At 50.3% G+C, this 14,581-nt stretch carries 12 protein-coding genes; 6 read left to right on the top strand and 6 right to left on the bottom strand.

Annotation, left to right across the window (positions count from 1 at the left end; genetic code table 11):
* The first annotated feature begins 10 nt into the window (after window positions 1-10).
* The 3 genes from LN341_RS10690 to LN341_RS10680 all read left to right on the top strand — a co-directional run bounded on the left by LN341_RS10690 (window position 11) and on the right by LN341_RS10680 (window position 4,248).
* On the top strand, window positions 11-976 hold the full coding sequence (locus LN341_RS10690) for an ABC transporter ATP-binding protein (RefSeq protein ID WP_234203272.1): 966 nt from the start codon (window positions 11-13) through the stop codon (window positions 974-976).
* Complete coding sequence (gene oppF, locus LN341_RS10685) at window positions 976-1,965, top strand: murein tripeptide/oligopeptide ABC transporter ATP binding protein OppF (protein WP_046218654.1); 990 nt, start codon at window positions 976-978, stop codon at window positions 1,963-1,965. The genes LN341_RS10690 and oppF overlap by 1 nt, the downstream gene beginning before the upstream one ends.
* Before the next feature lie 168 nt (window positions 1,966-2,133).
* Window positions 2,134-4,248 carry a methyl-accepting chemotaxis protein gene (locus LN341_RS10680; protein WP_046218653.1) on the top strand — a complete coding sequence of 705 codons (2,115 nt, stop codon included), beginning with the start codon at window positions 2,134-2,136 and terminating at the stop codon, window positions 4,246-4,248.
* Window positions 4,249-4,363: 115 nt separating this feature from the next.
* Here LN341_RS10680 and LN341_RS10675 read toward each other — a convergent pair whose 3' ends face one another.
* The 5 genes from LN341_RS10675 to LN341_RS10655 form a co-directional block, all read right to left on the bottom strand.
* Complete coding sequence (locus tag LN341_RS10675; RefSeq protein WP_234203271.1) at window positions 4,364-5,497, bottom strand: cupin domain-containing protein; 1,134 nt, start codon at window positions 5,495-5,497, stop codon at window positions 4,364-4,366.
* A gap of 113 nt (window positions 5,498-5,610) precedes the next feature.
* Window positions 5,611-6,978 (bottom strand): adenylosuccinate lyase, encoded by a 1,368-nt coding sequence (gene purB / locus LN341_RS10670; protein WP_234203270.1) that lies wholly within the window; start codon window positions 6,976-6,978, stop codon window positions 5,611-5,613.
* A 73-nt stretch (window positions 6,979-7,051) separates the two neighbouring features.
* The gene (gene hflD, locus LN341_RS10665; RefSeq protein ID WP_046218650.1) at window positions 7,052-7,669 is read right to left on the bottom strand and encodes a high frequency lysogenization protein HflD; all 618 of its coding nucleotides are present in this window, start codon (window positions 7,667-7,669) and stop codon (window positions 7,052-7,054) included.
* A gap of 11 nt (window positions 7,670-7,680) precedes the next feature.
* Window positions 7,681-8,790, bottom strand: a complete 1,110-nt coding sequence (mnmA, locus tag LN341_RS10660; RefSeq protein ID WP_234203269.1) for a tRNA 2-thiouridine(34) synthase MnmA — start codon at window positions 8,788-8,790, stop codon at window positions 7,681-7,683.
* Between the two features lie 257 nt (window positions 8,791-9,047).
* Complete coding sequence (locus tag LN341_RS10655; protein WP_234203268.1) at window positions 9,048-9,704, bottom strand: pseudouridine synthase; 657 nt, start codon at window positions 9,702-9,704, stop codon at window positions 9,048-9,050.
* Between the two features lie 141 nt (window positions 9,705-9,845).
* Here LN341_RS10655 and icd point away from each other — a divergent pair, with 141 nt between their 5' ends.
* Window positions 9,846-11,096 (top strand): NADP-dependent isocitrate dehydrogenase, encoded by a 1,251-nt coding sequence (icd, locus tag LN341_RS10650; protein ID WP_046218648.1) that lies wholly within the window; start codon window positions 9,846-9,848, stop codon window positions 11,094-11,096.
* A 381-nt stretch (window positions 11,097-11,477) separates the two neighbouring features.
* On the opposite strand, the gene cspD is transcribed toward icd, so the two are convergent.
* Entirely contained in the window at window positions 11,478-11,702 is a 225-nt protein-coding gene (cspD, locus tag LN341_RS10645) for a cold shock domain-containing protein CspD (protein ID WP_027252772.1), read from the bottom strand.
* A gap of 226 nt (window positions 11,703-11,928) precedes the next feature.
* Between cspD and clpS the strand changes: the two genes are divergently transcribed.
* Together clpS and clpA are read left to right on the top strand one after the other, a co-directional pair.
* Complete coding sequence (gene clpS / locus LN341_RS10640) at window positions 11,929-12,249, top strand: ATP-dependent Clp protease adapter ClpS (protein WP_046218647.1); 321 nt, start codon at window positions 11,929-11,931, stop codon at window positions 12,247-12,249.
* 46 nt (window positions 12,250-12,295) lie between these two features.
* The gene (clpA, locus tag LN341_RS10635; protein ID WP_046218646.1) at window positions 12,296-14,560 is read left to right on the top strand and encodes an ATP-dependent Clp protease ATP-binding subunit ClpA; all 2,265 of its coding nucleotides are present in this window, start codon (window positions 12,296-12,298) and stop codon (window positions 14,558-14,560) included.
* The last annotated feature ends 21 nt before the right edge of the window (window positions 14,561-14,581 follow it).

Below are 14,581 nucleotides of genomic sequence, written 5' to 3'. Positions count from 1 at the left end.
GAAGTGAAAGATGAGCTTATTAGATGTCAAAGATCTGCGCGTAGAATTCACCACGCAAGACGGGATTGTCACCGCAGTAAATGATTTGAATTTTTCTCTGAACCAGGGGGAGACTCTGGGGATCGTGGGAGAGTCGGGTTCAGGCAAAAGCCAGACCGTGTTCTCTATTATGGGCCTGCTTGCCAAGAACGGTAAGATCAGCGGTAGCGCGAAATTTGAAGGCCGTGAAATCCTGAATCTGCCTGAGCGTGAACTCAATAAGATCCGTGCCGAGCAGATTGCGATGATTTTCCAGGACCCGATGACATCGCTGAACCCTTACATGAAAGTCAGCGATCAGCTGATGGAAGTCCTGATGCTGCATAAAGGCATGGGACGGGCTGAAGCGTTCGAAGAAAGTGTGCGTATGCTGGATGCGGTGAAAATTCCGGAAGCACGTAAGCGAATTACCATGTACCCGCACGAGTTCTCCGGCGGTATGCGTCAGCGTGTAATGATCGCAATGGCCTTGCTGTGCCGTCCGAAACTGCTGATTGCCGATGAACCAACGACAGCGCTGGATGTGACCGTTCAGGCGCAAATCATGGATTTGCTCAACGAGCTGAAAAGTGATTTCAACACTGCCATTATCATGATCACCCATGATCTGGGCGTGGTGGCCGGTAGCTGTGACAAAGTACTGGTCATGTATGCTGGCCGTACCATGGAATATGGCAAAATCGATGAGATTTTCTATCAACCCGCTCACCCTTACACCGAAGGTCTGCTCAAAGCGATTCCCCGTCTGGATACCGAAGGCGAAGAACTGCCGACCATCCCGGGTAATCCGCCAAACTTACTGCGTCTGCCTGTGGGCTGCCCGTATCAGGAGCGTTGCCACCGTGTCAGCAGTCGCTGTTCACAGGAAGCCCCTTCACTGGAGCCTTTTGCTGAAGGTCGTTTACGTGCATGTTTTTCTGATGTGGGGACGTGGTAATGCAAGCCGAAAAGAAAGTTTTACTCGATATTAAAGATCTCAAAGTGCACTTCAACATAGCGCCAAAATCAGCCTGGCCCTGGACCAAACCGCTCAAGCTGAAAGCTGTTGACGGTGTCGGAATTCGTTTGTACGAAGGCGAAACGCTGGGTGTTGTGGGTGAGTCGGGCTGTGGTAAGTCGACTTTTGCCCGTGCTGTGATTGGTCTGGTGCAAGCCACAGAAGGCAATGTGGTCTGGCTGGGGCAGGACCTGACCAAGCTGGAACACAATGCCATGCGTGAAAAACGCAAAGAGATCCAGATGATTTTCCAGGATCCGCTGGCCTCTCTGAACCCGCGTATGACGGTGGGAGACATTATTGCCGAGCCGCTGAAAACCTTTTATCCGGAATTGAGCACTGATGAAGTCAAAGCCCGGGTGAAAGAGATGATGAATAAGGTGGGCTTGTTACCCAACGTGATCAACCGCTACCCGCATGAGTTCTCCGGCGGTCAGTGTCAGCGTATCGGTATTGCGCGCGCCCTGATCCTGAAACCTAAGCTGATTATCTGTGATGAGCCGGTATCGGCACTGGACGTGTCTATCCAGGCCCAGGTGGTCAACCTGCTGAAATCACTGCAGAAAGAAATGGGACTCAGCCTGATTTTTATTGCCCACGACCTGTCAGTGGTGAAGCATATTTCTGATCGCGTCATGGTGATGTATCTGGGGAATGCTGTTGAAATTGGCGAGGGCGATGCGCTGTTTGACGGACCGAAACACCCTTATACTAAGGCACTGATGTCCGCTGTTCCGATTCCGGATCCGGAGAAGGAGCGCAATAAGACCATTCAGTTGCTTGAAGGTGATTTACCTTCACCGATGAATCCACCTTCGGGCTGTGTGTTCAGAACACGCTGCCCGCAGGCAACCGACAGTTGTGCGCAGAAAAAGCCTCAGTTAGAAGGCGGAGATGTACATGCTGTGGCTTGCCTGAATGTGCACTGATTTAAGCCTGTGACAGGCTTTAAGCGCGGCGTAAAACCCGCGCTTTTTTTGTTACATTTTTGATAAATTGAATAAAAATCAAACTTTTGAGTGTTTTGTTAACATCTAATTGATGTTCCTGTCACTAAAAGTTACATTTTGACTGATTTGACTTACAAGGACGGTTATATGCGGTCACTTTCGGTTCAGTGGAAAATTACCCTGATGGCGGGTTTTGCCTTACTGGCAACCGCAGCGGTACTTACCAGCCTTTCGTTCTACTTTTCGGGACAAAGCCAGCAGTTGGTGAGCCAGCAATCTTTCAGCTCGCTCAGAAATCAGTCGCAAGAACTGGTCAAAGCACAAGCTGAGAGGCAGGCCATCTCAGTACAGCAATATCTTGATGAAGCCTCACATCGGGCCGAGATGCTGGCTCAGAGTGTGCTGTTTCTGAAATATAACGCGGAAGAAAATTATACCAACAGCGCTGAACTACGGGGTTCTATCAGCGAGTTACTTCGCCGCTCTGTGAATGAATTTGCCAATATTCATGGTGCGTTTGTCGTATTTGAGCCAGATGCGCTGGATGGCGAAGACGGCAACTACGCGGATGCGGCTTATGTCGGCGCGAACACAACGGGGCGATTTTCTCCTTACTGGTTCCGTGGCGAAAGCGGCGAAGCCGAACAACGGATTATCAGCGAAGCAAAAATTGGCGATAAGGCCACTAATGCCTGGTATACCTGCAGCCTGAATGGCAGAGAATCCTGTGTCCAGGATCCGGTATTTTCGACCGATAATGGCCAGAATGTACTGCTGAGCTCGATTACTATCCCGTTACTAGTCAAAGGCAAAGCCATCGGCGTGATGGGGATTGATGTAAAACTGGATGCCTTACAAAGTGTCATCAATACCGTTGATGAAAACCTGTTTCACGCCAGCGGGAAGGTTTCTCTGGTCAGTCAGAACGGCACTGTTGTTGCTTGGGATCAGGCCAGTGACAGAGTTGGCAGTACCGTCATGCCGGGTGATGGCCTGCCCGGAACACTGACCGACTGGCTCAGACAGGGCAAACAGGTGGTCGGCTGGAGTCAGGATCAGAACTGGCTGACGGCTTACAATCCGGTTGAACTGGGCCAGACAACCTGGGGGGTGATCATTCAGCTGCCGGCAGAAAAAGTGCTGGCAGAAGCCACGAGCTTGGATCATGCGATTCAGAAACAGCGCGATGAATCTTCTGCAATTCAGCTGATGGCCAGCTTAGTGATTGCTGCGGCAGGCCTGCTGATGCTGTGGTTCGCTGCGGCCCGGCTGGTTGCCCCGATTCGCCAGATTGCTGAACGATTAAAGGATATTGCCTCAGGGGAAGGGGATTTGACCCAGCGTCTTCATGTCGGTCAGCAAGATGAACTGGGTGAACTGGCAACCTGGTTTAACCGCTTCCTGGATAAATTACAGCACACCATCTCACAAGTGATCATCGCGGTGGATGAAGTTGGCACGACCGCCAATGAAGCTGCGCAGGTGGCCAGTCATACCCGGGATGGCAGTCAGGCGCAGTTTAAAGAAGTGGATATGGTCGCGACGGCATCGGAAGAGATGGCACAGACGGCCGAGCAGGTTGTCAGCCATACCGAAACGGCTGTTGGTGCTGCCCGCGATGCGGATTCTGCTGCTGTAGAGGGGCAGGGCGTGATTCATGCCTCAGCAGAATCGATGAATCATCTGGTTTCCCGCATGGAAACGGCAGTGCCTGTGGCGCGTGATCTGGAGCGAAACAGCGAAGATATTAATCAGATTCTGCAGGTGATTGCCGGTATTTCAGAACAGACCAACCTGCTGGCCCTGAATGCGGCTATTGAAGCGGCGCGAGCCGGAGAGCAGGGCCGGGGATTTGCCGTGGTTGCAGACGAAGTGCGTCAGCTCGCCAGCCGGACTCAGGATTCTGTCGGCCAGATCCGCAACGTGATTGAGGTGCTGCAGCAGGGCACCCGCGATGTGGTGAATGCGATTGAAGAAGGCAATCAGCTGGCAGGGGATACCGCCCATCAGGTCAGTGAAGCGGTGGCGAGCCTGGAGCGTATTACCGAGGCGGTTCGCGCGATTCAGTCAATGAATGAGCAAATCATGCATGCCGCCGGTGAGCAACGAGCGGTCGCCGGAGAGGTGAACCGGAATGTTTCGAATATCCGTGAGCTGAGTGAGACCATTCTGGGACAGGCGGAAAATTCGGCAACTATCGGTCAGCGTTTAACCTCCTTATCCCACAAACAGCAAGAGTTAGCGGGTCAGTTCAAAGTCTGATTTCCACGGTTTCGGCCATTGTGCAGACAACAAAAAGGCAGACAACAAAAAGCCCGCATCGCGGGCTTTTTTAGCTTTAGGTGTCCCGTCCTGAAATGGGTCAAGGGAATCTGATTTAGTCGGCCTGATGCCAGTAGCCCATATTCACCCATTGGGTTAGCAGTAAAATCAATGCTGAGTGATTGATGAGCTCGCCCACCTCTGCGATTGAGAAACTGTCCTGATTGCACAGCCAGTCGGCGGCTTGTTCACAGCCGGCGGGTAACGCGTAACGCTCGCCATCAATATAGACAGTGTGCGGGTGTCCCTGATGATAGAAGGCACGCAGGCCGCCAACTTTGTAAAAGATTTCACCCTGCATCAGCGCGCCCACGATTTCATCACCGGACCACAGCGGATCTGCTGCGATCACATCCATGTTATGGCGGCTCAGGCTTAAATATTCCCCCAGCCACTGTTGCATGGTTTCCGGTTGTTCCATCAGGCTGCGCATCATGGCGATCAGCCCCTGACATTCGCTGGCTGGCAGCTCGCCGACTTTGTCACGAGCCGGAAGATCCGGGTTGTGATAATGTTGATCGCCCATTTCATTTTCGATGATGAAGTCGGCAAAGCTACTCAGCAGCTCTTGCTGTTTCGGTGATCGGAACCCCATTGAATAACTCATTGCGGTTTCCAGGGCATAACCGTCATGAGGGAAACCGGCGGGAATATACAGAATATCGCCCGGCTCCAGCACTTCATCAATGATAGGGTCAAATCCGGTGATTTGGCGCAGGTTCGGGTGCCGGAAGCATTCTTCGTAGTTGTCTTTGCGCGGGCCGACACGCCAGCGGCGTTGCCCTGAACCCTGAATAATGAAGACATCATACTGGTCGAAATGGGGACCAACGCCGCCTCCCGGCGTAGAGTAGCTGATCATCAGATCATCAAACAGCCAGCCGGGCATGACTTGGAACGGTTTGACCAGTCTGGCCGCGCCGCTGTGCCAGTGGTTAGCCGCCTGCACCATGAAAGACCAGTGATCATCCGGCAGGTTGTCAAAGCTCAGCGGACCTTGTTCGACCTGCCAGTTTTCACCCTGACGTGCGATATAACGGGAGTCGACTTCTTCTTCCATCGCCAGTCCGGCCAGTTCATCTGGCGAGATCGGATCAACGAAATCGGCAAAACCGCCTTTAATCACTGTGGGTTGCTTTTGCCAGTAAGTCGATAAGAACTCACTGAACGAGAAGGTAAATTGATACATAGTCTTCATCGGTTAGAAATTTAAGGGGGATTATATCAGTGATTGTGGGCAGACCGGCAGAAACTAAAAAGGCCAGCATGCAATGCTGGCCTTGAGAGCGAAAAACAAGCCGATCAGAGTTGATCGGTCAGTTTCACAGCATCACCAATGTAGTTCGCCGGTGTCATGGCTTTCAGGCGAGTTTTTTCGTGCTCCGGTAAATCCAGACCATCGATAAACTGACGCATACCTTCGCCGTCGACACGCTTGCCACGGGTCAGCTCTTTCAGCTTCTCATACGGCTTTTCGATACCGTAACGACGCATGACGGTTTGTACCGGCTCAGCCAGTACTTCCCAGTTTTTGTCCAGCTCGGCTTCCAGTGCAGCCTGGTTCACTTCCAGCTTGCTGATCCCTTTCAGGGTTGAGGTGTAAGCAATGATGGCATAACCGCAGCCCACACCCAGGTTACGCAATACTGTGGAGTCGGTCAGGTCACGCTGCCAGCGGGAAATCGGCAGCTTTTGAGCCAGGTGGGCAAAAATAGCATTCGCCAGACCCAGGTTGCCTTCCGAGTTTTCAAAGTCAATCGGGTTGACTTTATGCGGCATGGTGGAAGAACCGATTTCACCGGCAATGGTCTTCTGCTTGAAGTGGCCCAGTGCGATATAACCCCAGACATCACGATCAAAGTCGATCAGAATCGTGTTGAAACGCGCAAAGGCGTCAAACAGTTCTGCGATGTAATCGTGCGGTTCAATTTGCGTGGTGTACGGGTTCCAGTCCAGACCCAAAGAGGTGACGAATTCTTCGCTGTACTGGTGCCAGTCGATGTCCGGATAAGCAGAGAGGTGCGCATTGTAGTTACCCACAGCGCCGTTGATTTTACCCAGCAGCTCAACCTGTTCAATCTGACGGTACTGACGTTCCATACGGTACGCCACGTTCGCCATTTCTTTACCCATTGTACTTGGTGACGCCGGCTGGCCGTGTGTGCGGGACAACAGAGGCACTTCACGGTATTCCGCTGCCAGTGCTTTAATGGCGTCAATCACGTTACGTACTTCAGGCAGCATGACTTGCTCACGCGCTTCTTTTAGCATCAGAGCGTGTGACAGGTTGTTGATGTCCTCAGAAGTACAGGCAAAGTGAATGAATTCATTCACCGCGTGCAGCTCAGGATTATCAGCCACTTTTTCCTTCAGGAAGTACTCGACGGCTTTCACATCGTGGTTGGTCGTGCGTTCAATCGTCTTGATACGCAGGGCATCTTCTTCGCTGAATTCAGCGGCAATACGATCCAGGAAGGCATTGGCTTCAGCGCTGAAGGCCGGAACTTCCGCGATAGCGTCAGTCGCGGCCAGTTTTTGCAGCCAGCGAATTTCAACGATGGTACGGTATTTCAGCAGACCAAATTCACTGAAGATACTGCGCAGTGCGCTGGTTTTGCTACCGTAGCGGCCGTCTACCGGGGAAACAGCAGTCAATGCTGACAGTTCCATGATGTCTCTCTCCTGATTAAAGGGTTATAGCTGAGTTACAGAACGCCCAACAGGCGCTCTCTGAGAATAATGTTTAGCTTCGGGCCTGAATGATTTTTGCCTGTTCAAGCATCTGTTTGCGGCCAAAGATCAGATGACGGCGCTTACCGCCGACCTGACGCCACAATACCGCACTGCGAACTGCGGCCAGCAGCAGAGCTCGTACCTTGTGCTGCACATGCTGTTGCTGCAGCTGAGCCGGGGTCCCTGTGACCTGAATGCGCGGTCCTAGCGGGCTGATAATGTCCAGATACACACTGGCCAGGTTGCTGATCATCTGGTCGTCAAGCAGGTCGAAATGATCCAGCTGGCGTTTCACCATATCAATCCGATCACCCAGTTGTGCCATGCTGTCGCGACGGCTGGCCAGTTTACGTTCCAGCGCCATCACGCTGACCAGATACCGGGTGATTTCACTGCCTGCCGGCGTATTATCGATTTCATTGATCATGGTGCTGAGGCCGAGTTGGAGGTCCGCTTCTTCACCAAAAATTTCAATCACATTGTTTGGGTTTGTCGAGGTCAGGGTGCGTAAACAGGTGACAAAAGCATCGTTATCACAAGTGCCGGTACGCGCTACAGTCTGTACTAATTTCACTGCCTGACAAATGCCTGCAAACGCAATGGTTCTGTCATAAATTGTATAAGCCATGGACTGTCCCTTTAAATCCGCTCTTCAATGATGCCGCCGCCTAGACACACATCACCCTGATAAAACACCGCTGATTGACCTGGAGTGACTGCGATTTGCGGTTCATCAAAAATGACTTTAATGCTGTTGTCATCGACAGGAATAATGGTGCAAGGGGTATCCTGCTGGCGATAGCGGGTTTTCACTGTGCATTTCACAGGCTCACGCACCGGCTTGCGATCCACCCAGTGCAGTTGAGCGGCGATCAGACCATTCGATTGCAGACGCGGATGATCCTTCCCTTGGCCGACAATTAGCTGATTTTTCTCAATATCTTTATCAACGACGTACCAGGGCTCATCCGAGCTGTCTTTCAAACCACCAATCAGCAGGCCTTTACGCTGGCCCAGGGTGTGGTACATCAGTCCCTGATGCTGTCCAATCACCTTGCCGTCTTCAGCTGTGACAATATCGCCTGGTTGTGCAGGCAGGTATTTCCCCAGAAACTCGGTGAATTTGCGCTCTCCGATAAAACAGATACCGGTAGAGTCTTTTTTCTTGGCGGTGATCAACCCTTGTTCTTCAGCAATGCGGCGCACTTCAGGCTTTTCAAGCTCACCCACAGGGAACAGGCTGCGGGCAATTTGATCGTGGCTCAGGGTATACAGGAAATAGCTCTGGTCTTTGTTGTTATCCAGTCCGCGTAACATTTGCGCTTTTTGACCGGGCTGGGTCGGGAAAGTGCGGCGGGTATAGTGACCCATGGCGATGTAATCAGCATCCAGCACTTCATCGGCAAACTCCAGGAATGCCTTAAATTTGATTTCTTTGTTACACAGGATGTCAGGGTTTGGCGTACGGCCTGCTTTATATTCTGCAAGAAAGTATTCGAACACGTTGTCCCAGTACTCTGCAGCAAAGTTGATCGTGTGAAGATGAATGCCCAGTTTGTCGCACACAGCCTGTGCGTCTGCAAGATCTTCTGCCGCTGAGCAGTACTCGTCATTGTCATCTTCTTCCCAGTTCTTCATGAACAGGCCTTCAACCTGGTAGCCCTGTTGAAGTAGCAGGTAGGCAGAAACCGAGGAATCAACGCCGCCGGACATGCCGACAATAACTTTTTTCTGGCTGTTATCTGACATTTTTCTCTTCAATCTTGAATAAGTGATAAGGGCGTAATTCTAACAGAAAGCTGCGAACTGAAACAGATCGAGAACCGCTTCACACTTTATTCATCTTTCATCGGCAAATTGAGCTGTCAGCCTGCACGATGATTCGTTTATTGCCACTAACGCAAACGTTTGCTATTTGCGGCAATGATAGTGTAACTCTCCGCTAATGTGTAGTGTTTTAGCAAAATTAGCGTACCGGTAAATTTCACCCGGACAGGCAGTAATCCTCAGAGCGAGACTTCCCGCCATTCACCGGGGGCCAGACCGTCGACTGTCCAGTCTGCCATCTGGTAGCGGATCAATCTGAGCGTCGGGTGGCCTATGTGGGCCGTCATGCGACGAACCTGCCGGTTGCGTCCTTCTCTCAATGTAATGCTGAGCCAGGTGGTCGGGATATTCTTGCGTTCACGAATCGGTGGATGTCTGTCCCATACATCAGGCGCTTCAATGACAGTGACATCGGCTGGCAGTGTCATGCCGTCTTTCAATGTGACACCTGTGCGTAGCGCTTCGAGCTGCTCTTCACCCGGCGTGCCTTCGACCTGTACCCAGTAGGTTTTAGGTTGTTTGGAGCTGGGCTGAGTCAGACGTGCTTGCAGGATACCGTCATTGGTCAGCACCAGCAGGCCTTCGCTGTCTTTGTCCAAGCGTCCAGCGGCATAGACATCTTTAACCGGGATGTAGTCCGCGAGCGTTTGGTCTCCCGGCTCACCGCTAAATTGCGTTAACACATTGAATGGCTTATTAAAAAGAATGATTTTTTGCGGGCCACGGCGACGGGCAGGCTGAGAGCCGGTGCGCGATTTTTGTGGCTGGACACCTGACTGACGAAACGGCTTACGATCGTCCTGGCGGGTGGTGCGTCGGGTACGTTGAGTTTTCATGGCGATATAAGTAAAGGGGATAAGTATTTTGTGAGCGCGCCATTATAACGTAAAAATCCACCCATGGCGTGCTGGTGAATTTTCAAGTATGATTCCCCCGCATCTTACAAAAAGATAACAAACGGACGCTAGGAGAATTTAATGGATAGTAAAGTAGTTGTACCAGCAGAAGGTCAGAAAATTGCCCTGGATGCCGATGGTAAGCTGGTCGTTCCTAACAACCCGATCATCCCTTTTATTGAAGGTGATGGTATTGGCGTTGATGTAAGCCCTGCAATGATCAAAGTGGTTGATGCGGCTGTTCAGAAAGCTTACGGCGGCGACCGTAAAATTTCCTGGATGGAGATCTACACCGGTGAAAAATCGACTCAGGTTTACGGTGAAGATGCTTGGCTGCCTCAAGAAACGCTTGATTTTATTCGTGAATACAAAGTTGCAATTAAAGGTCCACTGACTACACCTGTTGGCGGCGGTATTCGTTCACTGAACGTTGCTCTGCGTCAGGAGCTGGATCTGTACATCTGTGCTCGCCCGGTTCGTTATTTTGACGGCGTACCAAGCCCGCTGAAACAACCTGAACTGACTGACATGGTGATCTACCGTGAAAACTCAGAAGATATCTATGCGGGTATCGAGTTCAAAGCCGGTACAGCCGAAGCAGATAAAGTGATCAAATTCCTGCAAGAAGAAATGGGTGCAACGAAGATCCGTTTCTCTAAAGACTGCGGTATTGGTATCAAGCCAGTTTCTGAAGAAGGCACCAAACGTCTGGTCCGTGCTGCCCTGCAATACACCATCGACAATGACCGTGATTCACTGACGCTGGTTCACAAAGGCAACATCATGAAGTTTACTGAAGGTGCCTTTAAAGACTGGGGTTACGAAGTCGCGAAAGAGTTCGGTGCTGAGCTGCTGGATGGCGGCCCTTGGATGACGCTGAAAAATCCAAACACCGGCAAAGAAATCATCATCAAAGACAGCATTGCAGATGCGTTCCTGCAACAGATTCTGCTGCGTCCTGCTGAGTATGATGTGATCGCGACGATGAACCTGAACGGTGACTACATTTCTGATGCACTGGCTGCTCAGGTTGGTGGTATCGGTATCGCACCGGGTGCCAACATTGGTGATGGTGTTGCGTTGTTTGAAGCGACTCACGGTACTGCACCTAAGTATGCAGGTCAGGATAAAGTGAACCCGGGTTCTCTGATTCTGTCTGCTGAAATGATGCTGCGTCACCTGGGTTGGACAGAAGCTGCTGACCTGATCATCAAGTCGATGGAAGCGGCCATCCGCAACAAGACTGTGACTTACGATTTTGAGCGTCTGATGGACGGCGCGACACTGCGCAAGTGTTCAGAATTTGCAAACGACATGATTGAACAAATGTAAGTTTGTTTCATGATTTGAGAAAAGGCTCGGCTTCGGCTGGGCCTTTTTGTTTTAGAGAATCATTTATCTCACGGCCTCAGAAAAGCATGTCCCCGGCATTGTGTTGCTTCCACTAAATCGGTCATAATTAGCTCATCAACGTTCGTTGTTAACGATCAGCAAACGCGGCCTGAACAGGGAGTTGTTAATTGATTTGTTAATTACTTGTTTCGTGGTGTTTTATTCACTGTTTATTCATTGAATTGTCAGTTAAAGAGTGATGAAAGAGCGCAGTCCGAGATGAAAGGCTTGAAGATGAAGCTGTTAGTAGGGGGAAGCTGTAATAACTAAAGGTGAGCAGTTGCCCACCTGAATAAAGTGATGTAAATGTGTCAGCTACGTTTATTTACTGGCGCTTTCAACATCGATGGGGACGATTTCACTGGCGTGATAGCCTTTCGGGCCAGTTTGAACGGTGTAGTTAACTTGTTGTCCTGCTTTCAGCGTTCGATATCCTTCCATCTGGATCGTTGAATAGTGTGCAAAGATATCGCCTTCACCGTTTTCAGGACAAATGAAACCGAAGCCTTTTGCGTTGTTGAACCATTTAACTGTACCTGTTGCCATGCTTTTACATCCCTCTTTGCATTCAATTTCCATTTAGCATTTATTTACCAGTACTGTTTTAACATGACTTGAATATAAATGCTATTTTGATGCAGATAGTATCTACTACAAGGTACACTTTAGTAAAAAGACTTAGACAGTCAAGCAAGACTTGTAACATTTGGATGAAATCTTTTTTGTCCGTCGCAATCTAGCAACCGATTGAACAAATGACTAAGATGAGATTATGAGTAAGTTAAGCGAAAGGATTAACCCTGAGTCAGACATACTTGATAAGGAGGACACTCAGGTTAAGCCACCATCGATGTATAAAGTGATTTTAAATAATGATGATTACACACCGATGGATTTTGTGATAGAAGTGTTACAGAAGTTCTTCTCCATGGACTTGGAGAGAGCAACACAGTTGATGCTGGCTGTGCATTATGAGGGGAAGGCAGTGTGCGGTATTTTTACTGCTGAAGTCGCTGAAACCAAAGTGGCTCAAGTCATGATGTATGCAAGAGAGCATGAACATCCGCTACTGTGTACCATGGAAAAAGCCTGACTTTTTCCGGCACGCCAAATCAAGTGGTATTTAGGGGAGGTGCCTTATGCTAAATAAAGAACTTGAAACCAGTCTCAATGGTGCCTTCGCGCGGGCAAGGGAAAAACGCCATGAGTTTATGACGGTTGAGCATCTGCTGTTGGCGCTACTGGAGAATCCTGCTGCTCAGGAAGCCCTGTTAGCGTGCCGTGCAAATCTGGATACCCTTCGAAAAGAACTGGATGCCTTCATTGAGCAAACCACGCCATTAATTCCTGCTGATGATGAAAGCAGAGAAACCCAGCCGACGCTGAGCTTTCAGCGCGTATTACAACGTGCGGTTTTCCATGTGCAGTCATCGGGTCGCAGCGAAGTGACCGGCGCCAATGTGCTGGTGGCTATTTTCAGTGAACAGGAGTCGCACGCCGCTTACCTGCTTAAGAAGAGTGATATCAGCCGTCTTGATGTGGTGAATTTCATTTCTCATGGCACGGTAAAAGACAGTGACAATGATGATTTGAACCAGTCCGAGGTCAGCCCTGACGATCCGCGTGCGGAAAGCGGTGAAGACCGTCTGGAAAACTTTGCCACCAATCTCAATCAACTGGCCCGTGCCGGTGCCATTGATCCGTTAATTGGCCGTGAGTATGAGCTTGAACGTACCGTTCAGGTCCTGTGCCGCCGCCGGAAAAACAACCCATTACTGGTGGGTGAAGCCGGGGTCGGTAAAACAGCGATCGCGGAAGGCCTTGCCTGGCGCATTGTTGAAGGTCAGGTTCCCGACATTATTAAAGATTGTGTGATCTACTCGCTGGATATCGGCTCACTGCTGGCCGGCACTAAGTATCGTGGTGATTTTGAAAAACGCTTTAAAGCCATTTTGAAGCAGCTTGAGAAAGAAGAAAAAGCGGTCCTGTTCATCGATGAGATTCATACCATCATAGGCGCAGGTGCGGCTTCCGGTGGGCAGGTGGATGCTGCCAACTTAATCAAGCCTTTACTGAGCAGTGGTAAAATCCGTTGTATGGGGTCGACCACTTATCAGGAATACAGCAATATCTTTGAGAAAGAGCGAGCGCTGGCTCGTCGATTCCAAAAGATTGATATTGTTGAACCTTCTTTGGATGATACCACCAAGATTCTCATGGGGCTGAAAACAAAATATGAGGCCCACCATGAAGTCAGATACACCAATAAAGCCATTCGGGCTGCCGTAGAGCTTTCTGCCAAATATATCAATGAACGTCATTTACCGGATAAGGCGATTGATGTCATTGATGAAGCGGGCGCACGCTGTCGTTTGGCACCGGTCAGTAAGCGTAAGAAAACCATCAATGTCAGTGACATTGAAGCCATGATTGCGCGTATTGCCCGGATCCCCGAAAAGTCGGTTTCTTCCAGTGATAAAGAAGTCCTGCTGAATTTGGACAGTAAGCTGAAGATGCTGGTTTTTGGTCAGGATAAGGCAATCGAAGCGCTGACCGAAGTGATCAAACTCAGCCGGGCCGGATTAGGGGCTGATAATAAACCCGTGGGTTCTTTCCTGTTTGCTGGCCCGACAGGGGTTGGTAAAACCGAGGTGACGGTGCAACTGGCAAAAATGCTGGGGATTGAACTGCTGAGATTTGACATGTCCGAGTATATGGAACGCCATACGGTCAGCCGTTTGATTGGTGCACCTCCGGGCTATGTCGGTTTTGATCAGGGTGGCTTGCTGACTGATGCTGTGATTAAGCATCCGCATTCAGTCGTGCTGCTGGACGAAATAGAGAAAGCGCACCCGGATGTCTTTAACTTGCTGCTGCAGGTGATGGATAACGGTACTCTGACCGATAATAACGGACGTAAAGCGGATTTCCGCAACGTGATTTTGGTGATGACCACCAATGCCGGGGTTCAGGAAACGGTCCGTAAATCGATTGGTCTGGTTCAACAGGACCACAGCCATGATGCGATGTCAGAAATCAAGCGGGTCTTTGCGCCTGAATTCCGAAATCGTCTGGACAACATTATTTGGTTTAATCACCTGGAAAAAGAAGTGATTAATCAGGTTGTTGATAAATTCATTGTTGAGCTGCAGGCCCAGTTGGATGCCCGTGGTGTCTCTATGGAAGTATCAAACGAAGCCCGTGAATGGCTGGCAGACAAAGGCTATGACAAGTCGATGGGGGCCCGCCCAATGGCCAGGGTGATTCAGGAAAACCTGAAAAAACCGATGGCGAACGAGTTATTGTTCGGCTCGCTGGTCAATGGTGGCTCAGTGCGTGTGACACTGAAAGATGATGGCACACTGGATTTCCGCTTCAGCAGTGAAATGGAACCTGCGCACTAATGCGCTGATACCCATCTGTTA

The organism is Photobacterium sp. TLY01 (assembly GCF_021432065.1).
GTDB lineage: Bacteria > Pseudomonadota > Gammaproteobacteria > Enterobacterales > Vibrionaceae > Photobacterium > Photobacterium halotolerans_A.
The sequence above is the reverse complement of the archived record's forward strand: the minus strand, read 5'-3'. Positions and strand labels throughout refer to the sequence as shown.

Coding starts and splice junctions, on each gene's coding strand:
- LN341_RS10690 (WP_234203272.1), top strand. CDS start 11: ATGAGCTTATTAGATGTCAAAGATCTGCGCGTAGAATTCACCACGCAA.
- oppF (WP_046218654.1), top strand. CDS start 976: ATGCAAGCCGAAAAGAAAGTTTTACTCGATATTAAAGATCTCAAAGTG.
- LN341_RS10680 (WP_046218653.1), top strand. CDS start 2,134: ATGCGGTCACTTTCGGTTCAGTGGAAAATTACCCTGATGGCGGGTTTT.
- LN341_RS10675 (WP_234203271.1), bottom strand. CDS start 5,497: ATGTATCAATTTACCTTCTCGTTCAGTGAGTTCTTATCGACTTACTGG.
- purB (WP_234203270.1), bottom strand. CDS start 6,978: ATGGAACTGTCAGCATTGACTGCTGTTTCCCCGGTAGACGGCCGCTAC.
- hflD (WP_046218650.1), bottom strand. CDS start 7,669: ATGGCTTATACAATTTATGACAGAACCATTGCGTTTGCAGGCATTTGT.
- mnmA (WP_234203269.1), bottom strand. CDS start 8,790: ATGTCAGATAACAGCCAGAAAAAAGTTATTGTCGGCATGTCCGGCGGC.
- LN341_RS10655 (WP_234203268.1), bottom strand. CDS start 9,704: ATGAAAACTCAACGTACCCGACGCACCACCCGCCAGGACGATCGTAAG.
- icd (WP_046218648.1), top strand. CDS start 9,846: ATGGATAGTAAAGTAGTTGTACCAGCAGAAGGTCAGAAAATTGCCCTG.
- cspD (WP_027252772.1), bottom strand. CDS start 11,702: ATGGCAACAGGTACAGTTAAATGGTTCAACAACGCAAAAGGCTTCGGT.
- clpS (WP_046218647.1), top strand. CDS start 11,929: ATGAGTAAGTTAAGCGAAAGGATTAACCCTGAGTCAGACATACTTGAT.
- clpA (WP_046218646.1), top strand. CDS start 12,296: ATGCTAAATAAAGAACTTGAAACCAGTCTCAATGGTGCCTTCGCGCGG.